Source organism: Sphingobium tyrosinilyticum, from assembly GCF_042654265.1.
In the GTDB taxonomy this organism is placed as follows: Bacteria; Pseudomonadota; Alphaproteobacteria; order Sphingomonadales; family Sphingomonadaceae; genus Sphingobium; species Sphingobium tyrosinilyticum.
Map to the genome: position 1 here is coordinate 784 of NZ_JBHSFZ010000063.1, position 24,670 is coordinate 25,453.

A 24,670-nucleotide genomic window follows, 5' to 3' on the forward strand; every position below is an offset into this window, starting at 1 on the left:
TGCGACGCCCAGCGGTTCGACTTCATCGTCGGTCTGGATCAGGATCGCGCGGTCCGCGCCCATGGCCAGCGCCGTGCGCAGCGTTTCCTGCGCCTTGGCGACGCCGATAGACACGGCGACGACCTCGGTCGCCACGCCCTTTTCCTTCAGGCGGATGGCTTCCTCGACAGCGATTTCGTCGAACGGGTTCATGCTCATCTTGACGTTCGCCAGGTCAACACCCGTCCCGTCAGCCTTCACCCGCGGCTTCACATTATAGTCAATGACCCGCTTCACGGGCACAAGGATCTTCATCTCTTCACCTTTGCTATACGTCCGATAGTTGAGCTGGCGAACTTATCATGACTGAGTCGTCATCAGTGCAGGCCTGACCCGCCGCCGGCCAGTTCCTTGGCGATGGAGCCGACCATGTCCTTGGCGTCACCGAACAGCATCTGGGTGTTGCTATTATAGTAGATCGGATTGTCGATCCCGGCGAAGCCCGCATTCATGGATCGCTTGATGACGAACACCGACTTGGCGCGATCCGCCTCGATGATCGGCATGCCTGCAATGGCGCTTTGCGGATCGTCGCGCGCCGAGGGGTTCACCGTGTCGTTCGCGCCGATGATGACGGCCACGTCCGCCTGAGGCAGTTCGGGGTTGATGTCATCAAGGTCAACCAACTGCTCATAGGGCACATTGGCTTCGGCCAGCAGCACGTTCATATGGCCGGGCATGCGGCCCGCCACCGGATGGATCGCGAACTTGACGTCCACGCCCTTCTTGGTGAGCGCCTGATACAGTTCGCTGACCTTGTGCTGCGCCTGGGCGACGGCCATGCCGTAGCCGGGGATGATGACGACGGTGCTGGCATTTTCCAGCTGCATCGCCGCTTCCTCGGCCGAAGCGGAGCGGACGACGCGGTCGTCCTTGCCGCCCGCCGCGCCCGCTACGACCGTGCCGAAGCCGCCGAACATGACGTTGGCGAAACTGCGGTTCATCGCCTTGCACATGATGACCGCCAGGATGAAGCCCGACGCCCCGTCCAGCGCACCCGCCACGATCAGCAGCTTATTGCCCAGCGCAAAGCCCATGGCACTCGCCGCAAGACCCGCATAGCTGTTCAGGAGCGCGATGACGGTCGGCATGTCTGCGCCGCCAATGGGGATCACCATCAAAATGCCGAACAGCAGCGCCAGCGCAACAAAGGCCGGGAACAGCCAGGTCTGCGTCGGGTCGATGGCCAGCATCGCGCCGATCACCACCGCCGCCAGCGCAACCACACCATTGACGATGCGCTGGCCGGGGAAGGAAACGGGACGGCTGCCCATCAGTTCCTGCAATTTGGCGAAGGCGATGACCGATGCGGTGCAGGTCAGGAAACCCAGCAGCATCTCGAACATCAGCGCCCAGACGATGAAGCTGCCCGCATATTCGGCATGGGCATGCTTATAATATTCCGCCGCGCCGATCAGGCCCACGGCAAGCGCACCGAAGGCGTGGGAGATCGCGGTCCGCTGCGGAATAGCGGTCATCGGCATCAGCAGCGCCATGGGAATGCCCACGGCCGCGCCCGCGATCATGGCGATGATGATGAGGTTGTAATCGACCACCTCATGCTGGACCAGCGCGCCGACAATGGCAACGAGCATGCCGATCTCGCCCGCGCGCACGCCGCGGCGCGCTGTCGAGGGATGGCTCATCCACATCAGCGCCAGGATGAACAGCGACGATGAGATGATCGCCGCGAAAGGTACGAAAGCGTGCATCTCTTACTTCCCCCGCGGCTTGAACATCTTGAGCATGCGATCGGTGATCATGAAACCGCTGACCAGATTGACCGTGGCGCAGAACACCGCGATGAAGCCCAGCGTCTTGGCCAGCGGCGTCGCGCCTTCCTCACCCGTGATCGTGATCGCGCCGACGATCACCACGGCGGCAATCGCATTGGTCAGCGACATCAGGGGCGAGTGCAACAGCGGCGATACTTTCTTGATCAGCTGGAAACCGACAAATGCCGCCAGGATGAAGACGAACAGATAGTCCGGATTAAGCGCGCTCATTGCGTTACCCCCGTCAATTGAAGCAGCCGTTCGTTGACCACCTTCCCGCCCTGCGTCACGCGGACGGCATTGCCGATTTCCTCGTCCAGCACCGGCGCATTGTTTTCCTTGTTCCAGAAGGCGGAGAGGAAATTATAGAGGTTGCGCGCAAACAGGGCCGAAGCATCCGCCGCCAGACGCGACGGCACATTCCTGTGCCCCACGATCTTCACGCCATGCCGCTCGACCACTTCGCCCAGCACAGAACCTTCGACGTTGCCGCCCTGTTCGACCGCCAGGTCGACGATCACGCTGCCCGGCTTCATCGTCGCGATCTGCGCGTCGGAAATCAGGCGCGGCGCGGCCTTGCCGGGGATCAGCGCCGTGGTGATGACGATGTCCTGCTTGGCGATATGCGAAGACACCAGTTCGGCCTGCGCTTGTCTGTATTCTTCGGACATTTCGGTGGCATAGCCGCCCTTGCCCTCGCCCTCGATGCCCGCGACGCTCTCGACGAAGATCGCCTTGGCGCCCAGGCTCTCAATCTGCTCCCTGGTGGCGGAACGCACGTCGGTCGCGGAAACCTGAGCACCCAGGCGCTTGGCGGTGGCGATCGCCTGAAGACCTGCGACGCCCACGCCCATGATGAAGGCCTTGGCCGGCGACACCGTGCCCGCAGCGGTCATCATCATCGGGAAGGAGCGGCCATATTCAGCTGCCGCATCCAGCACCGCCTTGTAACCGGAGAGGTTGGATTGCGAGGAAAGGATATCCATCGACTGCGCGCGGGTGATGCGCGGCATGAACTCCATCGCCAGCGCCTCGAAGCCCCCCACCGCATAGGCATCGATCCGCGCCCGCTCGACGAAGGGATTGAGGCCCGCGACAATCCACGCGCCGGGCTTTGCTCCCGAAATACTGTCCGGATCAGGCCCCTGCACGCCAAGAATGATGTCCGCGCCCGATACCGCCGCAGCGCGGTCGGTCACGGTCGCGCCCATGGCGGCATAGTCTTCGTCCGAAATGGATGCGGACAGGCCCGCGCCCGATTCGACCGCGATATCGGCACCCAACGCCTTGAACTTCTTCACCGTTTCCGGCGTGCCCGACACCCGACGCTCATACGGCGCCATCTCTTTCAAAATGACAATGTTCATTTCATCCACGTTCCCGGCGGACAAGGCGCCTTCGCCATTCTCTGTTGACCCGGCAAACAAGGTTAGTCACTTTCGTTGGTAGATACTAGACACTAGTTTCCCTATCGTTAAGAAATCTCTCGAGCGTGCCATCTCTACTACTGTCGACAGGTCAACTGTCGATCGCGTCCAAACGGGCCCACACTCGATTTCCCTGCCAACTGATAAACTGTGGCGGCAATTGAAGGCATCAGACTTTGCCGGATCCTCGCGGGAGTAAGCGAATGGGCCACTCGTCCTCGGCGCGACGAGATAGGCGGCCATGCTGGTGTCCGGGCTCCCTCTCGGGCGCGAACGCCGCGACGTTGCCGTGAAGGGCGAGAAGACGCTGGTGGAGTTGGCGCAGCAGTTTGATGTGCATCCCAACCAGATCACGCAATGGCGCGGGCAGCTCCTGGAAGGGGCTGCCCGCGTGTTCGGCAACGAGACGGGCAACGAAGCTTCCGAGCCGGCGATCGACGTGAAGACGCTGCACGCCAAGATCGGCGAGTCGACGCTGGCGAATGAATTTTTGGCCGGCGCGCTCGGGAAGGCCGGTCTGTTGCCGAGCGCAAAACGATGATCGATCGGACTCACGCTCTGCCTTTAGCGCGGCAGGCCCGGGCGCTTGGGGTCAGCCGGGGCAGCGTCTATTACTTGCCCAGGCCGGTGTCGGCAGCTGATCTGGCGATCATGCGGCGCATGGACGAGTTGCACCTAGAGTTCCCATTTGCAGGCAGTCGGATGCTGCGAGATATGCTGCGGCAGGAAGGCATCGAGATCGATCGCCAGCATGTCGCCACGCTGATGAAGAAGATGGCGATCGAGGCGATTTACCGTCGCCCGAACACATCGAAGCCGACGCCGGGGCACAAGATCTACCCCTATTTGCTGCGCAAACTGCCGATCATGCGGCCCAACCAGGTCGTCTAATCGCATCCCCGTCAAGAGGGATTCCTGGCACATTTCTTCGATCTACGATTTGGCAATTGTAGTTATAAATGTCGGGGTCTGCGCCTTCAGCTTCGGCCGCACGGTCATATTGCTTCGCCAAAGCGATGATGTCCTCTGTCAGTGCCTGTTCGTCATCCGCCCCGCGCGGCACCTTGCGCTGCGTCGATCGATGCTGCCCCAACACCCGGCAGATCCGTCGTTCGGACACAACGACGTGATCGTCACCGCCTCGTTCAACAGCGGATCGGATATGCGGCTGAGCGCAGTTCGAACCGCCAGGAAAGCGGGCAATACGGCGATGACCGCGCCGAAGCCATATTCGGACGCGGTGTTCATCGCCGCGTGCAGGGCTCCGCTGACCGCAGCGCGAACGCCCTCGTTGAAGCGCGCGGCAACATTAAGATAGCCGCCGATCACCGTCGTCAGGATGCCGAGTAACAGAGCGCCCTGGACCGCCCACAAGGCACCCTACTTCTTCATGTCGGTCAGGATCGGATGGGCGGGTTCTGGCTATCGCCCAGCAGACGGGGCAGGACCATGGGCAATGCCAGGTTCGCCAGCGCCACAACCAGCAGCGGCATGACCGCCAGCGCAAGAGGGGGTAGGTGGTCGCCGGCCGGCGATTCTGGTTCGTTCACGAGTATGTCGCCATAGCCCTCACCCAACCGCGCCGCTTGCTTCCGGCGCGCTTCGAGATAGGCCATGCCCACGCCGAAAATAAGCAGCGAGGCGATGACGCCCAGCCCCAGCGCTGCCCACGTCGTCGTGCCGAAGAAGCTCGTTGGAATCACACAATTTGATTGTCGCTATATGTCCAAGCATGGAGATAATTCTGACACACGTCGGGGATCGGCCGCCGCTCGGGATACATTCGGCCGGGATCGCTATACTGGCTACGTTGAGCGACGACGAGATCGCGCAGGCGATCGATCACAACGCAGCAGAGATCGCAGGCCGCTTCCCCGCCTATGTGCCGGAACTGATACTCGAGCATGTGCAAGCAACGCGGAAAGCGGGGTACGCTTTCAACGCGACCAACAAGGTCAGTCACGGAATCGCCGTTACGATTATCGGCATGGGGGGCAGATGTGTCGGGGCATTGTCGATCGGCGCGATACCCAACCGGATGCAGCCCGACCGCGTGCCCGATCTTGCGAAGCTAGAAGCGGCAGATAGAGGCGCGGCTGGCAAATCCACCGGCGGAACTATTGCCGCGCACCAACATGCAACGCTGAGCGCGCCTAAGCGCCGACTTTGATCAGGGGCGATGGGCGGTTGATGAAGGATTTGAGCGACGCTGCTCTGAATATTTGTGACCCCGGATATGCTGGTCAGTCGATCCAAGAACATGCCGCGTACAACGGCGCGCAGCAGGATAGTCGGAGCCACCCGACATCATATCCGATGTCAGGGAAAAGGGGCGGGGGCCATCCCATAATCAACAGGCTACGGCCTTACAAGACCGCGCTGCGCACGTTAGGGCACCCGACCCGAACATCAGCATAGGGCCATACCCCGGTACGGCCGCAAAACAGACTTGACTGAAACCCGAAATTAAAGGGCCGATTGACAGTCTCTTCCTTCCTGCCTCCGCAGTCTCGAGCCGGCAGTGAGCATGAGTTCTCTCCCCGAACGTCGCGCTATCGCCGAACGATGCAGATGCTCCGCACAGCCCTAGAATTGATTGGTGAAACTGCTATTCGGTCCAGCGTTATACCAGCCGGCAAGTTCAGCGGGTTCGTCGATATCGAAGGCAAGGTCCGGCCGAACGATCGTTAAAAGGGGCAAGGCGAGGCGAGCGGCCTCCTCCCGATGCGCGGCGCAGCTGCCCAAACCATAATGAAAGCGAAAATCGCTCGCTTGTGGCAAAGGCAATGACAGAGCATTAGTGCCCTGACCGCTCTCATCGGGTGCCACTGCGATGGTTCTTGCCGGAATGTTGATCAGAGCGGCGACATCATCAGTTGTGACCCGGGGCAAGTCGGCGGATAACAGGATCAACCGTTCAACGCCACCCTGTAGCGCTGCATCGCGGGCGCTTGTCGCGGCAGGATTGAGGCCGACCCCTGGATCGCCGAACTGACGAACTTTGTTACCAAGGGCATGCCGCGACGGGCCAAGTATAAAGGTCCGGTCCGGTCCGGCCACCGCGCAGGCGGCCGTATAGACGCGTTCCAGCATCGCCGCGACCAAATACTGGCGTTCCGCCTCGTCCAGGACCGGCGCAAGGCGCGTCTTGCAATACGCAGGCGACTTGATCGGAATGAAAACCCAGCAGTTCATTGCCTCAGGCCAACCGTAGGGCTAGATCCAGCGCGGCGCGCGCAACCCTTACCCTGTCGCCCAGAGTTTTCATAAGCGTGTCGGTGACAGCGTGGGGGATGGCAAGTCCCTCTGCTCCATCGCGCTCATCAACTATGAGGCCGTCGACTATGCCCGCATATTGATTTGCAATGACCTCGTTGCTGATGGCAAGGCCCAGTTCGCCCATCAATTTAGCGGTCGGCCCCTTCACCGCCTGGCCACCAACGATCGGGGACATGGCGATGACCGGCGCGGATGCGGCAGCCAGCGCTTCCCGGATGCCCGGCACAGCCAATATCGGATCGATGCTGAGCCAGGGATTGGAGGGCGCGATCACGATAGTCCGCGTTTCTGGATCACGGATTGCATCGATCACGCCGGGCGCGGGCCGTGCCGCCTCCGCACCCGCAAATCGGATGGCGCGGACGGCAGGGGCGCAGCGCTGCTCTACAAAATAACGCTGGAAGCGCAGTTCGCCCTGATCGGTCATGATATGGGTGGCAACCGGATCGTCGCTCATCGGCAGCATGTTGAGACCAAGCCCCCAGCTCGCCGCGAAATGTGCGGTCACCCCGCTCAGCGGCTGGCCCGATGCACGCAAGGATGGGCGCAACACATGCAGTGCCATGTCGCCATCGCCCAGTAGGAACCAATCTTCGCCCGCCAGCGATTTCAGCGCTTCCATGAAGGTCCATGTCTCGCCCTCACGTCCCCAGCCCTGTGCCTTGTTGGCCTTGCCTGACAAGGTGTACAGCAGCGTGTCGATGTCGGGCGAGATAGAAAGGCCCAGATGCTGGAAATCATCGCCCGTATTGACGATAGCGGTGATGTTTTTTGGCGCGCAGACCTGCAACAGCCCCAGCACGAGCTTCGCGCCGCCCACGCCGCCAGTCAGGACTGTGACGCGCCCGCTCACTGGAACAAATCCTCGTCCATCGGGCGAACGATGGCGCCCGCACAATTTTCGCCCTCGGGCAGATTCAGGCCGCGGATCAGTGCGGCAGGTACGCTTTCAGCCCCTTCGCCGGTAACAAGCGCGGCGGCGGTCGCGATCTGATCGGCCAGCGCAATCTGGGTTACTTCTAACCGTCGGCCGTCGCGATCCTGGTCACCACGTCGGTCGACCAACGCCGGCAGCCCCGCCGCCCCGATCGCCACGCCCACAACGCCATGACGCCAAGGGCGGCCGAAGCTGTCTGAAATGACGACTGCCATCCGACTGTCGCTGTTGGAAGACATGGCTTCCAACAATTGTCGAGCCGATCTATCTGGATCGATCGGCAGCAACAAGGCGCGCTCGGTTGCGCCCGGACCGATATTGGACCGGTCAATGCCGCTGTTTGCCATCACATGGCCCAGTCGGTGGCGGGTAATCAGAATATTAGGAACGGCCCGGACGATCGCCGTGCTTTCCTGCAACACCAGTTCGATCAGCCGAGGGTCTTTGCGCGTCTGTTCGGCCAGTTCGATTGCTCCTGGGCTGGGCACGACCGTGGCAAGGTCGACCATCCGGCCTTCCATTTTTGACAAAATCTTCTGGGTCACCACCAGCACATCACCGGTCTGCAAAGGCAGCAGTCCTGCCGAGGAAAGGCTGGTTCGCAACAGGGCCGCAAGGTCGTCGCCAGCGGCAATTTCGGGAAGATCGTACAACGGATGAATGGAGATCATTGGGTCCGATAGCCTGCCTTGGTGCGTTACGGAAGTTAAGAAATGCGGGGCTCGACGAAGCTTCCACTCGCACTTGAAATCAATTTTCACTCTTATCAACCAGCATTGGCCAAGTATATTTTGATTGGCCCTCACCGATTGGTTTGTAGTGGATTAAAGCCGCTACGGCCATATCCAGGTGGGGGCGGCGGCACACTTAGGCGAAGTTGCCGCTCGTGGACGGTTTTGTAGCGCCCAAAACGCCCATGTCATTATCGATAGTTTAATGGTAACCGCTGCTTGCGCCCCACACGGAGAGATCGGCCATGGGTCATTGCACCGTCAGGGTTCTCGCGAAGGCGCAGTGGTCATGGATGAACGAGATGATCTGTGGGACCATGCGCCAAGTATCGTCGAGAGCTTGACTGGCGAGCGGATCGCCGAGTTGCTCGATCCATGAGGGGCCGCCGGTGATAGTGCTATGGCCAAGGATCGCAGCGAGGGGATAACCGAAGTCCCGATCGGCGATGAAGGGTTTCCAGGCGCCCATGTCGAGGTGCATCGCAGTGAAGAAGCCGTTGGCGAAGTCCTCCAGCAGGACCTCGCCGTTGTCGGTGCGCATGTAGATCGGAGCGTATGCCTCGGGCCGGCCGGCAAGTTCGATGCAGATTTGGTTGTAGCGCTTGAGGATCGTTCGGCGCGCGGGGGCTGATCTGGCGCTTTGAACGTGTTCGCGCAGGATGCTCTTGAGCCATATGTCAGGATTGATGACGCAAGGGCCTGCGGCCAGCGCCGCCAGGAAGCCATCGATCGACGAGACCCCGGCGACCGGAGGATCGAGGGTGTCGAGCCAGATTTCAAGCTGCTCGAGTGATAGGGGCTTGCCCCCTGCGGTTTGACGTTTGAAGCTCATGCCGCCAGCGCTTGTAGCGGTTCGGCTGCAGGGCGCCAGTTCCAGGCGAGCAGGCTGTCCAGATCGTTGATCTTCACTTGGTCGCAGACGACCCGCTCGAGGACGTCGTTCAGCCAGGTGTAGGGATCGAGGCCGTTGAGGCGAGCCGTCTGGAGAAGCGAGGCGAGGATCGCCCAGGTCAGTGCCCCTTCCTCGCTGCCGGCGAAGAGGCTTGCCTTTCTGCCCTGAGCAACATTTCTCATGCCGCGCTCGACGGTATTGGTATCAACCTCGATACGTCCGTCTTCCAGGAACAGCGTCAGCCCCTTCCAGTGGTTGAGCATGTAGCGCATCGCCTTGGCCAGATCGGATTTGGGCGAGAGTTGCGGCAGCATCTCGTCGATCCGCGCCTTGACCGTATCCATCACCTTGTGCGTCTCGGCCGCCCGGACCTTCAGACGCTGCGCTGCGCTGCCCGTGCGCACCCGCGCCTCGATGGCGTAGACTTCGCCGATAAGGGCGATGATCGCGGCGGCTGCGGGCGACGGGGATTTGCGGTAGGCATCAACGAACTTGCGCCGGGCATGGGCAAGGCAGAAGACCAGCATGATCCCTTTCGCCCCCTTGCGCACGAGTGCCTTGGTAGGCGGCGTAGCCATCGACCTGGAGGATGCCCTGATAGCAGGCAAGCTGCTGGCGCGCTTCGGCGTGCCCGCGACCGCGAGCATGGATATATGCAACCGCCGGTCTTGCCGGGCCGGACCAGGGGCTGTCATCGCAGGCATGGGCCCAGAACTGCGTGATCCGGGTTCGCTTTCTTCCTTTTTCGAGAACCGGCATCCGAGTCTCGTCGCAGAAGATCCGGGCCTGGGGGTGGATATAAGCGAGTTGTCGCTCGTAGAGCGGTCTCAGCCACCATGCGATTTTGCGCATCCAGCGGCTTGGGAGCGCGCGATCGAGGATGACGCCCTGTCCGGCAAGCATCTGAAGCTGCCGGTTGAGCGGGATTGACCAGGCGAACCGCGCCGTCGCCATCCAGGCCAGCGTCGAGGTGGTGACCATGGAGCCAGGGATCGCACGCCGGGGCGCTGGTGCCTGAACGACCCCTTCTCGGCAGCTGCGGCAGGCGTACCGAGGGCGCACGGTACGGATGACGCGTACGATGGCCGGAACCCAGTCGAGGGCCTCGCTGGTGTCCTCCCCGATCCTGTGGAGCTTGCCCGCGCAACAGGGGCAGTCCAACATCTCGGGGGCAATGACCTGCTCCACCCGCTCGAGGTGGGCCGGCAGTGCCATCATGCCACGCTTCGCGCGCGGGCGCCTGATCGAAGGCTTTTCCTCGACCGCCCCATCATCATTGGCAGCGGCCATCGGCATGCCGACCAGATCGCCCAGATCAAGTTGCCCCTGATCTCCCAGAATGACGCCGGCGCGTTCCGATCGACTGCCGAACGCCTGATGGGCCACGCCTTTGATGAGCGAGCGCAACTGAGCGATTTCAGCCCTGAGTTCAACGACCAAGGCTGCCATCTGCTCGATATCTTCAGGAAGGTCTTCGGCTCGCGAGGGCATGGCCGATTATACCACACGGCCCCCAAGCTGCTATGCAAAACCGCAGGATTTCGGCCAAAAATCGTTGGTCGTTTCGCCGCCTGGAACGGCAGTTTCCGCCAGTCCAGGCCCGACAGCAGAGCCACACATTGCGCCCCGGTCAGGGCAAGTGTCCCGCCCTCTACCGCAGGCCAATGGAACTTCCCGTGGTCGAGCCATTTCGTCGCCATAACCGCGCCAGAGCCGTCGTGACGGACCAATTTGACCTTATCCGCCCCCTTGTTGCGGAAAACAAACACATCCCCGGCACAGGCATCATGGCCCAGTACATGCGTCACCAACCCCATCAGGCGGTTGATGCCGGCCCTGAAGTCTATCGGCTGCGTCGCCACATAGATACGCACGCTTCCATCGATGGGGATCATTCCCGGATCGTCGCCAGCACAGTACGCAGCTGGTCCGCCTCAATGGCGCCCCGGACACGAACCGTCACGTCGCGCACGATCAATTCCAGGCTGGCAGGCAATTGCTCGCTCGCCTTCTCCCTCGCATCGACAACGGTCACCGGCACGAGCCGCAATTCCTCGACCGCACCCGCTGCCCGCGCTTGTCGACGCCAATAGTGGAGCAGGCCAAGGCCCACGCCATTATCCCGGGCAACCTGCGCCACTGTCTTCCCAGGCGTGAAGCTTTCAGCGAGAATGCGATCACGATCATCATCCGGCCACCGCTCGTGGCGCCGCCGTGCGGGCGCCAAACTGACCGTCAAACGCGAAATTGCACTGTGCGACGCACACGCCAAACCGCCGTTTGACACCACATCAATCTCATCCGCCACTGCCCGAGCTCCTTACCGTCTCGCGCAAATCTAGCCTTCACCACCACTGCCGAATACGTGGGTGTGGATCGGCACCGAAACGTAATCCTGGCTCTGCGTAGCGCAACTATTTGAAATCACGTGCGAAGAAGAGATATTGCTGGGGTTCCAACCGGCGCCGATCGCGACCCCAGCACCGTAGCATTTTTCATTCACTTCTAGCGACTTCGCCAAAATCTAAGCGGGTCCTGTCTCCGGGCCGATCCACAATCAGGACGCGGGCGACTCGCTGCGCCGCGGCGGCGTGCGCCCGGATTGCGACTGTCTCCAGTTCGATGGCGCGCTGTCCTACAGGTTCGTCGAATATCTGAGGACGCCTGAAGTGCTCAAGCAGTTCGGGTGGTTGCCCTCGCGCTGCATCTTCACCAGATGTCGCTCAACATCACAGCTGGTCTGGGTCTGGGCGGCAACGAGAGCTATCCCGACCTGTTTCAGCCCTGTGACAGTTTCCCGGACGGCGTGAAGGTGATCGACGGCCACATCGGCATTCCTGAACTTCCCGTTGTCGGGTTCGAAGGCAAATTCGACTTTGTCAAGATGATGCGCGGACTTGCAGAATGATACCCATCGGCCGGGCGGCGCTATGCCGCCCGGCCAGGTAACCCTCATGCGAAACCGGCCCGATTGTCAGATAAGATGTTCCATACCCATGGCGGTGAGGACGCCGTTCTGGATGGGCGCAACCGCGTCGTTGATCTGCTGGACGCCGTAATCCAGACCCTCGGGCATGACGACCGTGCGCAGGGGGCGCCGCTCCGTGGCCTCGACCAGTTTCGCAATCGCGTCGGCGACCAGTTGCGGGCGTGGCGGAAGGGCGGGATCGTGCGACTGGTCGGCGCTGGCCTTGATGTGGCCGGGGATCGCCGCAACTTCACCATAGGTCGCGAGCACGCCCGCGTCGGACGGCTCAGGACTGGATGAGATGAGGTTGCTCGGAAACGGACCCGGCTCGACGATGACCGAATCCACTCCGAAGCTGGTCAATTCGTAGCGATAGGCTTCGGCCAGGGCTTCGAGCGCGAACTTGCTGGCGGAATAGATACCGAAGAAGGGCATGACGAACCGCCCCATCAGCGACGTGACCTGAATCAGAAGTCCGCTGCCGGCGGCGCGCATGTGTGGCAGGACGGCACGATCGGTGCGGATGGCCCCGAAGACATTGACCGCGAACAGCCGTTCGACGTCGGCGATCGTATAGGCTTCGGTCACCCCGATCGGCATCAGCCCTGCGTTGTTGACCAGCACGTCGATCTTGCCGTGCTGTGCGATAATGCTGTCGATGGCTGACTGGACCGATGCGTCATCGGCGACATCAATTTCGAGCACCTGTAACGGATTGCCTTCCGCCTTGGCGGCCTCGATCAGTTCACTGCGGATCTGGCTGTTGCGGCCATCGATGTCGCGCATGGTCGCGATGACGGTATGTCCTCGCCGGGCCAGCTCCAGCACGGTGAGGTTCCCGAACCCGCCGCTTGCGCCGGTCACGACAATTACTTTGTTGCCCATTCCAGATCCCATCGACTCGATTGTAGGTGATGTGGCATAGACAGACCTGTCTATCTATGCAAATATAAAATCGACAAGCCGGTCTGGTCATGCTTCGAGAGCGCTCAGGGCTAGGTGGAAAATGGAGCCGTGGCATGCAGGAAACGATCAATCTCGACGATCAGGCTTTCGCCGCACTCCCAACGCGAGAGCGCATCCTGAAAACCGCGTCGGACCTCTTCTACCGGTTCAGCATCCACACGGTTGGCATCGACCGGATCATCGCCGAAAGCGGCGTGGCGAAGATGACCTTCTACAAGCATTTCCCGTCCAAAGCCCGTTTGGTGGCCGACTATCTCCGGCACAAGAACGTCGTCTGGCTACAGATGCTCGCGAACGCGACCGACCAACCCGGACTGGCACCGGTCGAGCGCGTCCTAGCGATCTTCGATGCACTTGACGGGTCGTTCCACACGGCGCCCTTTCGCGGATGCCCATTCGTAAGGGGACTGGCGGAATTCGGCCCGGATGCCGAATCGCCTGAAGTGCAGGCGACGATCGCCGCCTATTTCCAAAGCCTGCACGATCTGGTCGCCGACCTTATCGTGCCGATGGCGTTAAGCAATCCGGATAAGGCCGTGCTGCAAATCCTCTCGCTCATTCAGGGGGCGATCGTAATGGCACAAACAACGTCTGACCCACTAATAGCGGAAGCCAACCGCGATGCCGCCGCTGCTTTGCTCCGGGCCACTCCGAACACGCCATTCCGAGCGGATATCTGCTAATGTTACGCCGTTGCTTTATCAGACATGGTCACCCGGTTTTTCACGCTGGGGCGAGCCTGCATCTTGTCATACCAAGCCCCTAGTGCGTCACATTCCGCAGGCGCGGCCACGTCCAGATAGCCCGCGAAGATCAAACCACCGATGACGGCTATGTCGGCCATTGAAAAGACTTCGCCGGCAACGAATGGCTGAGTGCGCAATATGGTGTCGAAGTAGCGCATGCCGCGAAGAGCTTTGTCACGCTGGTAGAGGCCCCACTCCTTGTTCTGATATCGCTCGACATCCGGCCCAAGTCCGGGGGTGGCATGGTGGAAATAGATGCTGATGGCATCAAGCATTTCCAGTTCGGCGCGCTTCGTCATCATGTGGATCAGGCCCTGCTCCAAGGGCGTCGTACCGGTCAGCGTCGGATGGCCGTCGAGTGTATCCAGATATTGGGTGATGGCCGTGCATTCGCTGATGAACGTGCCGTCTTCGAGTTCGAGCACAGGCAAGGTGCCCGAATAATTCTTTGCCAGGAATTCTGGCGTCTTATGCTCGCCCTTGAGAAGATCGACTGGCACGAACTGGACCCGCGACTTCATGTTCTTCTCGGCCAGAGCGATGCGCACGCGCGCGGGATAAGGACCCATAGCTAAATCGTGAATCTTCATGACAATCATGCCTATCTGCCAGTTGATAGATTCATCATGGCTATCATGATCGACACGTCAACGACTATCTGCTGATTGACAGGCAATTGAGGACCTTCGAGGGTATTGCGATGAGTATGAACACCAGGGAGGCGATCCTGAATGCCGCCACGCGATCCGCGCAGGCACGGGGCTATGGCGGCCTGAACTTTCGCGATCTTGCGAAGGAGGTGGGTATCAAGGCGGCAAGCATCCACTATTATTTTCCCAGCAAGGCCGATCTAGGTGTGGCGGTGGCGAGGCGTTATCGGGAGGATGCGGCCACTGCACTCGAAGCTCTATCGGACGAAACGGTGAACCCGGTTGCATGTCTGCGCCGCTATCCTGATACCTTCCGAATGGCGCTTGAGAACGACAACCGAATGTGTCTCGGCAGCTTCATGGCGGCCGAATATGATAATCTGCCCGACGCTGTGGCAAAGGAGGTTCAAGCCTTTGCCGACGTCAATATCGCGTGGATCGGGCACCAACTTTCCGCTTCGTCCCTCATCACCGTCGAGAATAGTGAGCAGAGGGCGCGGGCTATCTTTGCCGCCATCGTCGGCGCGCAGCTTATGGCGAGAAGCCGGTCAGACATCTCGCTCTACGATTCGGCGATCGACAGCTATCGCGAGGTAGGTCTCTTGCCTCCTTAGACTGCCAAGATCGCGGTTCAGGCTCTTCGTAGCCGCGAAACCTCGATCCGGCAGGCGCATCCGCCTTCAGCTTCACTTCTGACGTTACAACCAGCTTGTCACGCACCGATCCCCGACCGCGTTTACGTCCCTTCTTGCTCTTCGGCTTCGACGTTGCCTGCTCCATGCCCGATGGCTTCGCCTTGAACTTCGGCCGCGGCGGCAACCCCTTCAGTCGCGCAATCTCGTCCTTCAGCGCGAGATTCTCGGCCTTCAGTTCCGCATTCTCGCTCGTCAGACGATCGACCGCCTCTTGAAGCGACTTCACCTGCGCCGCCAGCGCACCAACCACACGGCGTAAATCGGCAAAACCGCCATCGTCGTCAGGGCCAGATCCACCGGGAGTCATCCAAAGTGTGAGACGCCATGTCCGAGGTGGTGTCAGGTGGCTCGCCTCGAACATGTCGGCATCGAGGGTTAGTGTTGCGACCAGAGCCTCAGACATGGGAGACGAGCCATGGAACGGAATACAACATTTATCGGGCTGGATGTAAGTGTTGCCTGCTCCATGCCCGATGGCTTCGCCTTGAACTTCGGCCGCGGCGGCAACGCGCAGCCGCGACGGGCGAGATGGTCGATGTGACGATCGAGCGCGGGCAGTTGCTGATTTCGCCGATCCGCCGCACGCCATCCGACGATGCCGAGGCGCTGAAGGCCCGGCTCCACGCGATGCTGCCGCGTGTGCGGATCACCGACCTGCTGGTCGAGGTCGCCGCCTGGTCGTGGTTCGCCGACCGCTTCGTCCATGCGCGCAGCGGCGAGCCGGCCTCCGATCAGTCCGCGCTGATGGGGGCGATCCTCGCCGATGCAACCAATCTCGGGCTCGGCCGGATGGCGGAAAGCTCGCGCGGGGGAGGTGGAGCGAAGCGGAACCGGAGGCCTGATATGGCGGTGTCGCCGTTTCCGGGGCCGGTGGCCGATAACCCAGGCTGCTGTGTGGACGGACAGTATTATAATGTCGCCGCCACGCTTCGATCAGCACCTTGGCCTCGGCGAGGCTGTAGAAGATCTCGCCGTTGAGCAGTTCGTCGCGAAGCGACCCATTGAAGCTTTCATTGTAGCCGTTCTCCCATGGCGATCCCGGCGCGATGTAGAGTGTCTTCACGCCGATGTGCCCCAGCCATTGCTGGACGGCATTGGCGATGAACTCGGCGCCATTATCTGACCGGATATTGGCTGGCGGGCCGCGCGAGATGAATAGGTCCGCCAAGGCGGCCAGCACATCCTCATGCTTGAGTTGTCGCGCGACTATGAGCGCCAGGCATTCCCTGCTGGCCTCGTCGATTATGGTGAGGATACGGAACTTGCGCCCATCATGCGTGCGACCCTCGACGAAGTCGTAGGCCCATACATGTCCCGGATACTCAGGCCGCAGGCGGATGCATGATCCGTCGTTAAGCCACAGGCGCCCGCGCTTTGGCTGGCGTTGTGGGACCTTGAGCCCTTCGCGGCGCCAGATCCGCTCGACACGCTTATGGTTTACTGTCCAACCCGCCTGGCACAGCAATGCCGTAACCCGGCGATAGCCATAGCGACCATATTGCTTTGCCAATGCGATTATGTCCTCCGTGAGCGCCTGTTCGTCATCCGCCCCGCGTGGCGCTTTGCGCTGTGTCGATCGGTGCTGTCCCAGCACCCGGCATATCCGTCGCTCGGACACCGGAAGCTCTCGTCGCACATGATCGATGCAGCGCCGTCGCCGCGCGGGGCTCAGAAGTTTCCCCGCGCCGCCTCCTGCAATATCAGCTTGTCCAAGGTGAGGTCCGAGATCGCCCGGCGGAGCCGCTGGTTCTCCTTTTCCAGATCTTTCAGATGCTGACTTCCTCGTTTGGAAATACCCATAAGCACGGCCTTGTCACCGCTCGAAAACTGGCGGGGTACCAATCCAAGCCAGGCCGCCATGTGGCGCCCATTCCTGAAGTCCGAACCATCGCCGACCGCCGCGACAATCGCTGTGGCCGTTTTGGGCCCAACGCCTTTGATTTTGGCGACGCGCTGACAGGACTCGCTCGCTTTGAAGACGGCTTCAATTTTCTTGTCGAAATGCGTGATGCGACGATCGAGATCGCAGAAGAAATCCCAGAGCTCCGAAATGCTCTCACGCGCCATAGTCGACAGACCGGAATCGGCAGCGCGAGTATGTCCGGGATCATTCGCCTCGCCCGGGTGATCGACTTGGCAAAGGCGATACCGCGATCAAGCAACAGTCCGCGCATCTGACTGACCAGGGCGGTTCGATGATTAACGAGGCGCTGGCGGGCTCGGTGGAGGGCTTGGACATCCTGCTGCTCCACGCTCCTTTTGGGCACCAGCGGAATGTGGGGTTGACGCACAGCCGTGCAGATCGCCTCGGCATCGTTGCCGTCGTTCCTCTGCCGTCGCACGAATGGTTTCACATATTGCGGGCTGACGATCTTCACCTTGTGGCCCAGTTGCTCAAACTGGCGGGCCCAGCAAAATGCCCACAGCGTTGCCGGGATCGTGCGTACCTGGGATGCAAGGAAGGCGACGGGCGTGCGCGCGATCATTGGCAGCGGCCTCGACCCTGGCCAATGGAACGGCCCTGCTGGTCTATCCGATGACTCGCGCCGCCTACCGCCGGAGGTGCCGCCTTCTCAGTGTCGACAAGGCCTGGGACGGCAAGAGCGCCTGCCATCTCGACTGGTCCGATGTTGAGGAATGGAATGAAGATCTGATCGCGATGGCTGCGCCCGATCGCGCCAACGCGGCGACCGAGGTGGCACTGGCGCGCACGGCCGACACATTCGGCGACCCGCGCCTGTATGGCGCTATCGGTTCGCCGTCGTCCCCGCGACGCGACCTGACTGCACGACCTGGCGACCATGGCTGCCCGGGTACCGATCTTATACCCGCCCCCTAACGCCTCTAACGGGCGTCTTATCCGGCCCAGCACGGTCAACGACGAGCACGGCTACGAGCGATACGGAAGTATATTTCCATAAGTTATATTGACAGAATATATATTCCGCTTATGGAAGGGGTGACCACTTTGAATTGGCAAAAAATTGACGGGAGGATTCTGATGAGAAGCAAGCGTGCCCTGCTGGGCAGCGTCGCTCTGGTTGGCATGCTGGGAGCGGTCTCTGCTCCTGCGCATGGGCAGATGACGGCAGAGTCGGCAGCTACGGCGGCGGATGCCAAACTGGATTCCAGCCCATCGAGGGCCGTGTCCGCCAATTCTGCGCCGACTGGAGCAAGGCAGACCGCATCCGCCAGTGACAAAGGTCTGCAGGACATCATCGTCACAGCACGTCGGCGTAGCGAGAGCGCCCAGACCGTCCCGGTGGCGGTCAGCGTCGTAAGCTCAGCCGCACTCGAGCAGCATCAGGTTCTCAATGCCTACCAACTCGTGAACCTGACTCCAAGCTTGCAGGTGCAATCGAGCAATCAGCAGGCGGGCGCTGTCAATTTCGCTATTCGCGGTATCGGGACGACAGTCTTCGGGCCGCAGGTCGAGTCGAGCGTCGGTATCGTTATCGACGATGTTGTGATGAGCCGCCCGCAATTCGGCAACATCCAGTTCTTCGATCTCGAACGTGTGGAAGTTCTGCGCGGCCCCCAGGGAATGTTGTTCGGGAAAAACGCGGCGGCCGGCCTGATCAATATCGTTACGGCCCAACCGAAACTGGGGCGTACCGAGTTGCTGGCTAGCGCCCAGTATGGCAACACGAATGCGCCGGGATCCGGCAATATCGCCACGTTCCAGGCAGCGGCCAATCTTCCGGTCACGAGCAATTCAGCACTTCGGCTTTCCGCGTTCGTCACACGTCAGGATGCCTATGTTCGCGACGTTACTCTCCATCAGAACCTCGGCAATACGGCCTATGGCGGACGCCTCAAATTTCTCTGGGAGCCAAGCGATGCCATCCGCCTGACGCTCGCGGGCGACTATCAGCGTTCTAAAGGACCCGGTGAAGGCGTCCTCGCGCATCGCTTCACCGCGCCGGGTGGCTTGATCGACACGATCAACGCGTCCAACGGCATTTTCGCGTCCCCCAAGAACGCCCGCATCGCCACGGATGTCCCTAATGACAACGACTCCACGGTGTATGGCGTACAGCTCAAGGCGGAAGTCGATCTTGGTGGCGGCTATACGCTGACCAACGTACTTGCGTACCGTAATTACAAGATGAACACCTCGATCGACACCGATACGACGACATCCGACCTCTTCAGCGTCAACACCGGCGGTTTTACGCGCCATCAAACGACCGAAGAACTGCGCCTTTCATCACCACAGGACGACCGCTTCAGCTACCAGCTGGGGTTCTTCTATCTGAATCTTGTCGCTCGGGAGTTTCTCCTTCAGGGCGCGAATCTCGGGGCGCCCGTTCCCCCCGGATTGTCACTCCTCGGCGGATATGCAGATGGCGTGTCCCCGACCAAGAGTTATGCCGGATTTTTCGAAGGTCAATTCAAACTCACGGAGAACTTGGGACTGACCACAGGTGCCCGCTACACGCATGACAATATTGGCTATAGTCTGGACCTGACCAATCCGGCGGCTCTCCTGCCGCTCTACGGCTCTGACATCCATCGTACAAGTCAGATCACCAAGAATAATTTATCCTATCGTTTTGGTATCGACTACAAGATCGCGCCGGACGTGCTTGCCTATGCTACCTACTCGCGAGGTTATAAGGGGCCGACTTTCGACCAACTCAGCGGTGCCACCGTCAATCCCGAGATACCTAAGAGCATCGAACTGGGTCTCAAGTCCACGCTTCTGGACCGCAGGCTCCGGTTGAACATGGCGCTGTTCGACACGACCTTCGATGGGTACCAAACGCAAGCGCAGAAACAGGGCACCGCGGCCGGCTTCATGACTCTCAACGCGGGTCAATTGAAGTCCCGCGGCGTGGAAGTCGAATTTACCGCGCTGCCGTTCGAAGGGCTGACGATCAGTGGTGGTACCACGTACAATCATACCAAGTACAAGAACCTGTCCGGTATTCCATGCTACTATGGTCAGCCGACAGGCACGAGTGGCATGAATGTCTGCCTGCCAAACGGGACGACAGACGTAAGCGGAAACCAGCTCGCAAACGCGCCGCGATGGACCACGACAGCTACGGCCCGGTACGAGCACCCCGTTGCGGGTAATTGGATCGGCTTCTTGCAGGGTGACGTTTACCACCGCAGTTCCTTCTACTTCTCCCAGACTAATGATCCGAACTTGCGTGTCAAAGCGAACGCGATTGTCGGCCTTTCGATCGGTGCCCGCAGTGCCGATGACCGACTGTCCCTGACGGCCTTCGTACGCAACCTGTTCGACAAGCGCGTGCCAAGCTTTATTCTTGCCGATCCGGTCGCCAATTTCTACACTGGTCCCACCGGGCGGAGCGACGGTGCGTTGGGCGGCAATTACTGGCAGAATTTCGGCCCGAACTCATTCCGCACCATCGGCGTGACGCTCAATTACCGGATGTGAAGGATCGGCGCCGGCATCACCCGGTTCTTCACCATCGTGCGCAGCCGGACGAAGAAGATCCTCTCTCGCAACGCCTGGCGAAGCGCGCGCGCGGCCTCGCACGGGACATAGGATTCCGGGATCAGGTCAGCCCGCAGCAGATGCGCCAGGATCGTCGCGTCGATCTTGTCGGTCTTGATCTTGGCGTCGGCAATCGCCTTCACCTTGAGTGGATGGGCGAGAATGACATCGTCGCACAGCTCATCGAGCCAGTCGTACATCACCGTCCAGTTGCGGCTCGCTTCCATCACCGCATGGCTGTTCTCCAGATAGGGCGAGAGGAAGCCGGCAAGCGAGCGCGGATCGTTCTTCACCTTGCCCGATCGCAGGACCTTCCCGCCGCCGTCCTGCACCACCAGATGCGTATAGGCTTTGTGGTAATCCACGCCGATATGATAATCATAAGACATGGGTGCATCTCCATTGCCGAGGAGGTTCGGCAATCCGCTTAACGCTCCTGCCTGCACGAGGGGGGGAGCCCTTGCCTCTACGGTGATCATCACCGCTCCATTCCTTCACGGAAGCTAATCGCTTTCATACCGCCTCCTGTCAGTCAAAGTGACGGGAGCGGCGGGCGACACGACAACTACGGATCCGCGCTCGCAGCGCAACCGGGTGAGTCGCAGAGGCGGCCAGCTACTAACTCGAGCTCGTAGCTCATGCTATAAGATCGGCCTGCCCGCACATTCGTGCTCCCGGTGCCTCTGTCCCGGATGGTCGTACCATACGCCACAACATCGAATCGCGGCAGGGACATCGGCACCGCCAATCCTCATACCGGTTACGAATCCTCTCGAGCGCCTCAACGGCGAGATCAAAAGACGGTCTGATGTCGTCGGCATCTTTCCCAATGATGCGGCCGTGATCCGCCTCGTCGGCGCTCTGATGCTCGAACAGCAGGATGAATGGGCCGTATCCCGCCGATACATGAGTCTTGAAAGTCTCGCGCCAGTCAGCGACAACCCTCTCATCAAGCTGCCCGGCGTGGCCGCCTGATCCAGTCCGTTCCTCTACCGAGGATCCGCGCTGTTACACCATCCCGCGGGGCACGATCCCTCTACGATCTGCTCTATGGAAAACCTTTGCCTCTTCGTCGCCGTATCTCCCTCAAATGGAAAATGCGCCGGAAAAACTAACTTTGCGTGTGGACCACTTTCCCCATGTCACCTCACATCGGCGATGCCCCCTGTTCAAGACGCCGATTTCGTCGAATCTGCGCAGATCCCGGCAGCCACGGCCCGGAAGATCATCCGCGCGTTTCGCGATCACGGCATGCTGCGTGATCTGGTGCCAGCATCCGGCCGCGCGCCAGCCACCTTCGTTTTTCCCGAGCTGCTCAACATCGCCGAAGGTCGGCCAGCCTTTTGATCCCTTAACCGAGATTCGCCATCAGACGCCCGGCGGCGCCCTGCTCCGCCGCCAGGTTGCGGTTATAGGCGAGCGGCATGCGCGGGCTTTTCCAGCGCAGCGCGTCCATGATCCCGGCCAGTTCCTCCCCACTGACGAACAGGTCCTGGTTCAATCCCACCCGAGTCGAATGCGCGCTGATCCCCTCGAGCAGGTGCGCACAGTCGTCGGCGGTGAGGTCGGGCAGCGCCACGCGCGCGAATGCCCGCCGGATGATCGCGCGATAGAGCGGCCCGACCGAACCGGGATGCAGCGCCGATGGCCCCACATCATACTCCATCCGTGCGGGCTGCGCCGGTTTGCCGTTGCCCCGCATGAGCACCAATCTGCCGTCCGCGTCGAGCCGCGCGACCCCCTCCCCTGGCACCGCCACGCGCGGCTTGAGCCGCCGCACCTGCACCCGGCGGAACAGCGGCCCGTCGTCAATCCCCGCCGCCTGTAGCCAGGCGCGGATCGGGCGCACGCTGCGCGGGCTCAAAAAGGCGGTGGCCCCCTCCCCTTCCGGGTCGCCCTTTGTCCGCGGGATCGCCAGTAGCCGTGCCTCGGGGTCGGTCGCCTCCTGGATATGCTCGACCTGGATCGCCACAAGTTCAGAGGCGCGCAAGCCGGTGTCATAGGCGGTGGAGAGCAGCGCCCGGTCGCGCAATTCGGGCAGCGTCGTGCCGCAGCTGTCGAGCAAAGCCCGGAGATTGAGGCCGCGCGGCGCATCGGCGGCGACATCGCGGACCGGACCCTTGAAGCGCAGTGGCCGCGCCTGGCGCTGGGCGGTCCCCTTGTCCTTGCGGATCGCGCGCAACGCAGTTTGACCAGCGGGGCCTGGGTCGGGTCCTTGAGGTCGAGCAACTGGTGGATCTTGGCGATCGACGCCGTGTAGCGGCTGAGCGACGCCGGCCTGGCCCCCTGCCCTGCCCGCGCATCGCAATAATCCGCCACCGTCTCAGGCGTGGCCGGCAGCGCGATCCGACTATGACGCCGGCACCAAAGGTCGAACGCCGCGAGATCGGATTGCAGCGCCCGCAGGCTGTGCGGCGAACTCGCCGCCTGATAGGCGGCGATGAGATCCTCGTTGACGGTGATCCGTTCGCCAGCGCGCATGCGCATCACCGCCCAGCCAAGGTCGGTAGGCTCCGTCACGGCCGGCAGGTCGATCCCAGCCGCTACACCCGCGCTCTTTTGCCCTTCCGGATCGGTTCTTGTGCCCATGCCGCGCTGCGCTCCTCGGCGGCGCTTGTACTGCATCGCCCGTTCGACCGTCGATTCCGTTTGTGAGATAACTGGTTTATCTGCATGTCCATTCGCCATCAGGCTCCACAGGCATGTTCGATTTAAGATACCCATTTATGAGTTACCCGTATTTCGTATCGCGCAGCAGCGGCGAACCGCTTGAAGGCGGGTTACGTACCCGTTCTCACCTAACGCAATTCAGAAAGCATCCATTGCGATGACCTCAATGTGACTTCTCTAATTAGCGGAACAATTATTAATCACACGCCATTCAGAAATGACAACATCGCATGGCTGCCCCCGTGTTTGAAACGATAACGACTGAACCAGCTGTAATGCTATGGTCCTTTTCAGAGATCGCGCGCAATTACCATGCGCTGGATGTCGGACGTGCCTTCGTAGATCTGGCAGACGCGCACATCGCGGTAGATCTTGGAGATGCCGAATTCCTCAAGATAGCCGTAACCTCCCAAGGTCTGCAGGGCGCCCGAGCATATTTTCTCGGCCGTTTCGGAGGCGACGAGCTTGGCCATCGACGCCTCTGTCAGGCATGGCTGATCTGCATCCTTCATCGAGGCCGCGTGAAGCACGAGCTGCCGTGCCGCCGCGAGGTATGCGGCGAGATCCGCAAGCCGGAAGCCGACCGCCTGATGCTCGATAATCGCTTTTCCCATGGAGCGACGGTCCTTCGCGTAGGCGACCGCGATTTCGAGCGCTGCCTGCGCCATGCCAACGGACTGTGCCGCAATGCCGATGCGGCCGGCTTCCAGATTTGAAAGCGCAATGCGATAACCTTGTCCCTCTTCTCCCAGCCGCAGATCGTTCTCGATGAACAGATCATCGAAGCGGATCGCGCAGGTGTCGGACGCAGCTTGCCCCAGCTTGTGTTCAACCTTTTCGACCAAGTAGCCTGGCCGGTCGGTCGGCACAAGAAAGCCCGAAATGCCCTTTTTGCCGGCGGCTGGGTCGGTCACCGCATAAACGACAGCCAGACCCGCGATCTTGCCGGAGGTGATGAACTGCTTGGCGCCGTTAAGGCGATAGCCGCCCTCAACCTTCGTGGCGCGCGCACGAATGGCCGAGGCGTCTGATCCGGCGTCCGTCTCGGTCAGCGCAAAGGCGCCGATCATTTGCCCTGAGATGAGGTCGGGCAGGAAACGCGCCTGCTGTGCTCCCGTGCCGTCGCGCAGGATTCCCCCGACGATGAGGCTATTCTGGATCGACACGATCGTCGACAACGCGCCGTCGGCAGCAGCAAGCTCGATGAGTGCCAGCGCGTAGGACACATAGTCGGCACCGGCGCCGCCCACGTCTTCCGGCGCGGTCATGCTCATCAGCCCTAACGAAGCAAGTTCGACGAACAGCCCGGATGGATAGCCACCCGCCTCCTCGAAAGCTGCGCTCTGCGGACGAATGCGCTCCTGCGCAAAAGTACGCACCGTGTCACGGATGGCCAGTTGAACCTCGGTCAGTACCATCGCTTTC

At 61.0% G+C, this 24,670-nt stretch carries 22 protein-coding genes and 9 pseudogenes; 10 read left to right on the forward strand and 21 right to left on the reverse strand.

The features are described 5' to 3' along the window. The 4 genes from ACFO3E_RS17250 to ACFO3E_RS17265 all read right to left on the reverse strand — a co-directional run. A partial coding sequence (locus tag ACFO3E_RS17250) for an electron transfer flavoprotein subunit beta/FixA family protein (RefSeq protein ID WP_380806700.1) occupies window positions 1-294 on the reverse strand: 294 nt, incomplete at its 3' end. 62 nt (window positions 295-356) lie between these two features. After that, window positions 357-1,751: an NAD(P)(+) transhydrogenase (Re/Si-specific) subunit beta gene (locus ACFO3E_RS17255; protein ID WP_380806702.1), complete on the reverse strand. Its 1,395-nt coding sequence runs from the start codon at window positions 1,749-1,751 to the stop codon at window positions 357-359. A gap of 3 nt (window positions 1,752-1,754) precedes the next feature. Beyond that, on the reverse strand, window positions 1,755-2,045 hold the full coding sequence (locus ACFO3E_RS17260; protein ID WP_046763759.1) for an NAD(P) transhydrogenase subunit alpha part 2: 291 nt from the start codon (window positions 2,043-2,045) through the stop codon (window positions 1,755-1,757). Continuing rightward, complete coding sequence (locus ACFO3E_RS17265) at window positions 2,042-3,181, reverse strand: NAD(P) transhydrogenase subunit alpha (RefSeq protein ID WP_380806705.1); 1,140 nt, start codon at window positions 3,179-3,181, stop codon at window positions 2,042-2,044. The genes ACFO3E_RS17260 and ACFO3E_RS17265 overlap by 4 nt, the downstream gene beginning before the upstream one ends. 301 nt (window positions 3,182-3,482) lie before the next feature. On the opposite strand from ACFO3E_RS17265, the pseudogene ACFO3E_RS17270 reads away from it, so the two are divergent. Continuing rightward, window positions 3,483-4,126, forward strand: a pseudogene (locus tag ACFO3E_RS17270) (IS3 family transposase); the annotation flags it as partial. A 106-nt stretch (window positions 4,127-4,232) separates the two neighbouring features. Here the strand turns inward: ACFO3E_RS17270 and ACFO3E_RS17275 are convergent. Beyond that, window positions 4,233-4,361 (reverse strand): annotated as a pseudogene (locus ACFO3E_RS17275) (IS3 family transposase); the annotation flags it as partial. 277 nt (window positions 4,362-4,638) lie between these two features. After that, a complete protein-coding gene (locus ACFO3E_RS17280) occupies window positions 4,639-4,944 on the reverse strand; it encodes a hypothetical protein (protein WP_380806708.1) in 306 nt (101 codons plus the stop codon). Window positions 4,945-4,973: 29 nt separating this feature from the next. Here ACFO3E_RS17280 and ACFO3E_RS17285 point away from each other — a divergent pair, with 29 nt between their 5' ends. Then, window positions 4,974-5,411: an IclR family transcriptional regulator domain-containing protein gene (locus ACFO3E_RS17285; protein WP_380806710.1), complete on the forward strand. Its 438-nt coding sequence runs from the start codon at window positions 4,974-4,976 to the stop codon at window positions 5,409-5,411. Window positions 5,412-5,827: 416 nt separating this feature from the next. Here ACFO3E_RS17285 and cofC read toward each other — a convergent pair whose 3' ends face one another. The 7 genes and pseudogenes from cofC to tnpA form a co-directional block, all read right to left on the reverse strand. Beyond that, complete coding sequence (gene cofC / locus ACFO3E_RS17290) at window positions 5,828-6,436, reverse strand: 2-phospho-L-lactate guanylyltransferase (RefSeq protein ID WP_380806713.1); 609 nt, start codon at window positions 6,434-6,436, stop codon at window positions 5,828-5,830. A 4-nt stretch (window positions 6,437-6,440) separates the two neighbouring features. Next, window positions 6,441-7,373, reverse strand: a complete 933-nt coding sequence (cofD, locus tag ACFO3E_RS17295) for a 2-phospho-L-lactate transferase (protein ID WP_380806714.1) — start codon at window positions 7,371-7,373, stop codon at window positions 6,441-6,443. Next, window positions 7,370-8,128 carry a coenzyme F420-0:L-glutamate ligase gene (gene cofE / locus ACFO3E_RS17300; protein WP_380806717.1) on the reverse strand — a complete coding sequence of 253 codons (759 nt, stop codon included), beginning with the start codon at window positions 8,126-8,128 and terminating at the stop codon, window positions 7,370-7,372. Before cofE ends, cofD begins: the two co-directional genes overlap by 4 nt. Before the next feature lie 310 nt (window positions 8,129-8,438). Continuing rightward, a complete protein-coding gene (locus tag ACFO3E_RS17305) occupies window positions 8,439-9,020 on the reverse strand; it encodes a UPF0149 family protein (RefSeq protein ID WP_380806720.1) in 582 nt (193 codons plus the stop codon). Next, a pseudogene (gene tnpC, locus ACFO3E_RS17310) lies at window positions 9,017-10,571 on the reverse strand (IS66 family transposase). Before tnpC ends, ACFO3E_RS17305 begins: the two are co-directional and overlap by 4 nt. Window positions 10,572-10,675: 104 nt before the next feature. Beyond that, window positions 10,676-10,975, reverse strand: a pseudogene (gene tnpB, locus ACFO3E_RS17315) (IS66 family insertion sequence element accessory protein TnpB); the annotation flags it as partial. Further along, window positions 10,972-11,388, reverse strand: coding sequence for an IS66-like element accessory protein TnpA (tnpA, locus tag ACFO3E_RS17320; protein WP_380806723.1), 417 nt, complete (start codon window positions 11,386-11,388; stop codon window positions 10,972-10,974). The pseudogene tnpB and the gene tnpA, both read right to left, overlap by 4 nt. A gap of 378 nt (window positions 11,389-11,766) precedes the next feature. On the opposite strand from tnpA, the gene ACFO3E_RS17325 reads away from it, so the two are divergent. Continuing rightward, a complete protein-coding gene (locus ACFO3E_RS17325) occupies window positions 11,767-11,988 on the forward strand; it encodes a hypothetical protein (RefSeq protein WP_380806725.1) in 222 nt (73 codons plus the stop codon). A gap of 66 nt (window positions 11,989-12,054) precedes the next feature. On the opposite strand, the gene ACFO3E_RS17330 is transcribed toward ACFO3E_RS17325, so the two are convergent. Then, window positions 12,055-12,945, reverse strand: a complete 891-nt coding sequence (locus tag ACFO3E_RS17330) for an SDR family oxidoreductase (RefSeq protein ID WP_465269447.1) — start codon at window positions 12,943-12,945, stop codon at window positions 12,055-12,057. A 122-nt stretch (window positions 12,946-13,067) separates the two neighbouring features. On the opposite strand from ACFO3E_RS17330, the gene ACFO3E_RS17335 reads away from it, so the two are divergent. After that, the gene (locus tag ACFO3E_RS17335; RefSeq protein ID WP_380806730.1) at window positions 13,068-13,697 is read left to right on the forward strand and encodes a TetR/AcrR family transcriptional regulator; all 630 of its coding nucleotides are present in this window, start codon (window positions 13,068-13,070) and stop codon (window positions 13,695-13,697) included. Between the two features lie 2 nt (window positions 13,698-13,699). Here ACFO3E_RS17335 and ACFO3E_RS17340 read toward each other — a convergent pair whose 3' ends face one another. Then, window positions 13,700-14,359 carry a glutathione S-transferase gene (locus tag ACFO3E_RS17340; protein ID WP_380806732.1) on the reverse strand — a complete coding sequence of 220 codons (660 nt, stop codon included), beginning with the start codon at window positions 14,357-14,359 and terminating at the stop codon, window positions 13,700-13,702. A 101-nt stretch (window positions 14,360-14,460) separates the two neighbouring features. Between ACFO3E_RS17340 and ACFO3E_RS17345 the strand changes: the two genes are divergently transcribed. Continuing rightward, the gene (locus ACFO3E_RS17345; RefSeq protein ID WP_380806735.1) at window positions 14,461-15,024 is read left to right on the forward strand and encodes a TetR/AcrR family transcriptional regulator; all 564 of its coding nucleotides are present in this window, start codon (window positions 14,461-14,463) and stop codon (window positions 15,022-15,024) included. On the opposite strand, the gene ACFO3E_RS17350 is transcribed toward ACFO3E_RS17345, so the two are convergent. Beyond that, the gene (locus ACFO3E_RS17350; protein WP_380806737.1) at window positions 14,942-15,508 is read right to left on the reverse strand and encodes a hypothetical protein; all 567 of its coding nucleotides are present in this window, start codon (window positions 15,506-15,508) and stop codon (window positions 14,942-14,944) included. The two genes, ACFO3E_RS17345 and ACFO3E_RS17350, sit on opposite strands and share 83 nt — an antisense overlap. Before the next feature lie 101 nt (window positions 15,509-15,609). On the opposite strand from ACFO3E_RS17350, the pseudogene ACFO3E_RS17355 reads away from it, so the two are divergent. After that, window positions 15,610-15,915: pseudogene (locus ACFO3E_RS17355) on the forward strand (Tn3 family transposase); the annotation flags it as partial. Between the two features lies 1 nt (window position 15,916). On the opposite strand, the pseudogene ACFO3E_RS17360 reads toward ACFO3E_RS17355, so the two are convergent. Both ACFO3E_RS17360 and ACFO3E_RS17365 read right to left on the reverse strand, forming a co-directional pair. Next, window positions 15,917-16,875 (reverse strand): annotated as a pseudogene (locus ACFO3E_RS17360) (IS3 family transposase); the annotation flags it as partial. Continuing rightward, window positions 16,864-17,543: pseudogene (locus ACFO3E_RS17365) on the reverse strand (IS110 family RNA-guided transposase); the annotation flags it as partial. The pseudogenes ACFO3E_RS17360 and ACFO3E_RS17365, both read right to left, overlap by 12 nt. Before the next feature lie 14 nt (window positions 17,544-17,557). Between ACFO3E_RS17365 and ACFO3E_RS17370 the strand changes: the two are divergent. Together ACFO3E_RS17370 and ACFO3E_RS17375 are read left to right on the forward strand one after the other, a co-directional pair. Next, on the forward strand, window positions 17,558-17,944 hold the full coding sequence (locus ACFO3E_RS17370) for a PHP domain-containing protein (protein ID WP_380806812.1): 387 nt from the start codon (window positions 17,558-17,560) through the stop codon (window positions 17,942-17,944). Between the two features lie 111 nt (window positions 17,945-18,055). Further along, complete coding sequence (locus tag ACFO3E_RS17375) at window positions 18,056-20,515, forward strand: TonB-dependent receptor (RefSeq protein WP_380806740.1); 2,460 nt, start codon at window positions 18,056-18,058, stop codon at window positions 20,513-20,515. Here ACFO3E_RS17375 and ACFO3E_RS17380 read toward each other — a convergent pair. After that, window positions 20,503-20,964 carry an IS110 family transposase gene (locus ACFO3E_RS17380; RefSeq protein ID WP_380806742.1) on the reverse strand — a complete coding sequence of 154 codons (462 nt, stop codon included), beginning with the start codon at window positions 20,962-20,964 and terminating at the stop codon, window positions 20,503-20,505. The two genes, ACFO3E_RS17375 and ACFO3E_RS17380, sit on opposite strands and share 13 nt — an antisense overlap. 373 nt (window positions 20,965-21,337) lie before the next feature. Here ACFO3E_RS17380 and ACFO3E_RS17385 point away from each other — a divergent pair. Together ACFO3E_RS17385 and ACFO3E_RS17390 are read left to right on the forward strand one after the other, a co-directional pair. Next, window positions 21,338-21,550: pseudogene (locus ACFO3E_RS17385) on the forward strand (transposase); the annotation flags it as partial. Between the two features lie 183 nt (window positions 21,551-21,733). Beyond that, the gene (locus ACFO3E_RS17390; protein ID WP_380806745.1) at window positions 21,734-21,922 is read left to right on the forward strand and encodes a hypothetical protein; all 189 of its coding nucleotides are present in this window, start codon (window positions 21,734-21,736) and stop codon (window positions 21,920-21,922) included. A 4-nt stretch (window positions 21,923-21,926) separates the two neighbouring features. Here ACFO3E_RS17390 and ACFO3E_RS17395 read toward each other — a convergent pair. Continuing rightward, window positions 21,927-23,164, reverse strand: a pseudogene (locus tag ACFO3E_RS17395) (site-specific integrase). 371 nt (window positions 23,165-23,535) lie between these two features. Next, window positions 23,536-24,663 (reverse strand): acyl-CoA dehydrogenase family protein, encoded by a 1,128-nt coding sequence (locus ACFO3E_RS17400; RefSeq protein ID WP_380806748.1) that lies wholly within the window; start codon window positions 24,661-24,663, stop codon window positions 23,536-23,538. Window positions 24,664-24,670 lie beyond the last annotated feature (7 nt).

Coding starts and splice junctions, on each gene's coding strand:
- ACFO3E_RS17255 (WP_380806702.1), bottom strand. CDS start 1,751: ATGCACGCTTTCGTACCTTTCGCGGCGATCATCTCATCGTCGCTGTTC.
- ACFO3E_RS17260 (WP_046763759.1), bottom strand. CDS start 2,045: ATGAGCGCGCTTAATCCGGACTATCTGTTCGTCTTCATCCTGGCGGCA.
- ACFO3E_RS17265 (WP_380806705.1), bottom strand. CDS start 3,181: ATGAACATTGTCATTTTGAAAGAGATGGCGCCGTATGAGCGTCGGGTG.
- ACFO3E_RS17285 (WP_380806710.1), top strand. CDS start 4,974: ATGGAGATAATTCTGACACACGTCGGGGATCGGCCGCCGCTCGGGATA.
- cofC (WP_380806713.1), bottom strand. CDS start 6,436: ATGAACTGCTGGGTTTTCATTCCGATCAAGTCGCCTGCGTATTGCAAG.
- cofE (WP_380806717.1), bottom strand. CDS start 8,128: ATGATCTCCATTCATCCGTTGTACGATCTTCCCGAAATTGCCGCTGGC.
- ACFO3E_RS17305 (WP_380806720.1), bottom strand. CDS start 9,020: ATGAGCTTCAAACGTCAAACCGCAGGGGGCAAGCCCCTATCACTCGAG.
- ACFO3E_RS17330 (WP_465269447.1), bottom strand. CDS start 12,945: ATGGGATCTGGAATGGGCAACAAAGTAATTGTCGTGACCGGCGCAAGC.
- ACFO3E_RS17335 (WP_380806730.1), top strand. CDS start 13,068: ATGCAGGAAACGATCAATCTCGACGATCAGGCTTTCGCCGCACTCCCA.
- ACFO3E_RS17340 (WP_380806732.1), bottom strand. CDS start 14,359: ATGATTGTCATGAAGATTCACGATTTAGCTATGGGTCCTTATCCCGCG.
- ACFO3E_RS17345 (WP_380806735.1), top strand. CDS start 14,461: ATGAGTATGAACACCAGGGAGGCGATCCTGAATGCCGCCACGCGATCC.
- ACFO3E_RS17350 (WP_380806737.1), bottom strand. CDS start 15,508: ATGTCTGAGGCTCTGGTCGCAACACTAACCCTCGATGCCGACATGTTC.
- ACFO3E_RS17370 (WP_380806812.1), top strand. CDS start 17,558: ATGCAAGGAAGGCGACGGGCGTGCGCGCGATCATTGGCAGCGGCCTCG.
- ACFO3E_RS17375 (WP_380806740.1), top strand. CDS start 18,056: ATGGAAGGGGTGACCACTTTGAATTGGCAAAAAATTGACGGGAGGATT.
- ACFO3E_RS17380 (WP_380806742.1), bottom strand. CDS start 20,964: ATGTCTTATGATTATCATATCGGCGTGGATTACCACAAAGCCTATACG.
- ACFO3E_RS17390 (WP_380806745.1), top strand. CDS start 21,734: ATGCCCCCTGTTCAAGACGCCGATTTCGTCGAATCTGCGCAGATCCCG.
- ACFO3E_RS17400 (WP_380806748.1), bottom strand. CDS start 24,663: ATGGTACTGACCGAGGTTCAACTGGCCATCCGTGACACGGTGCGTACT.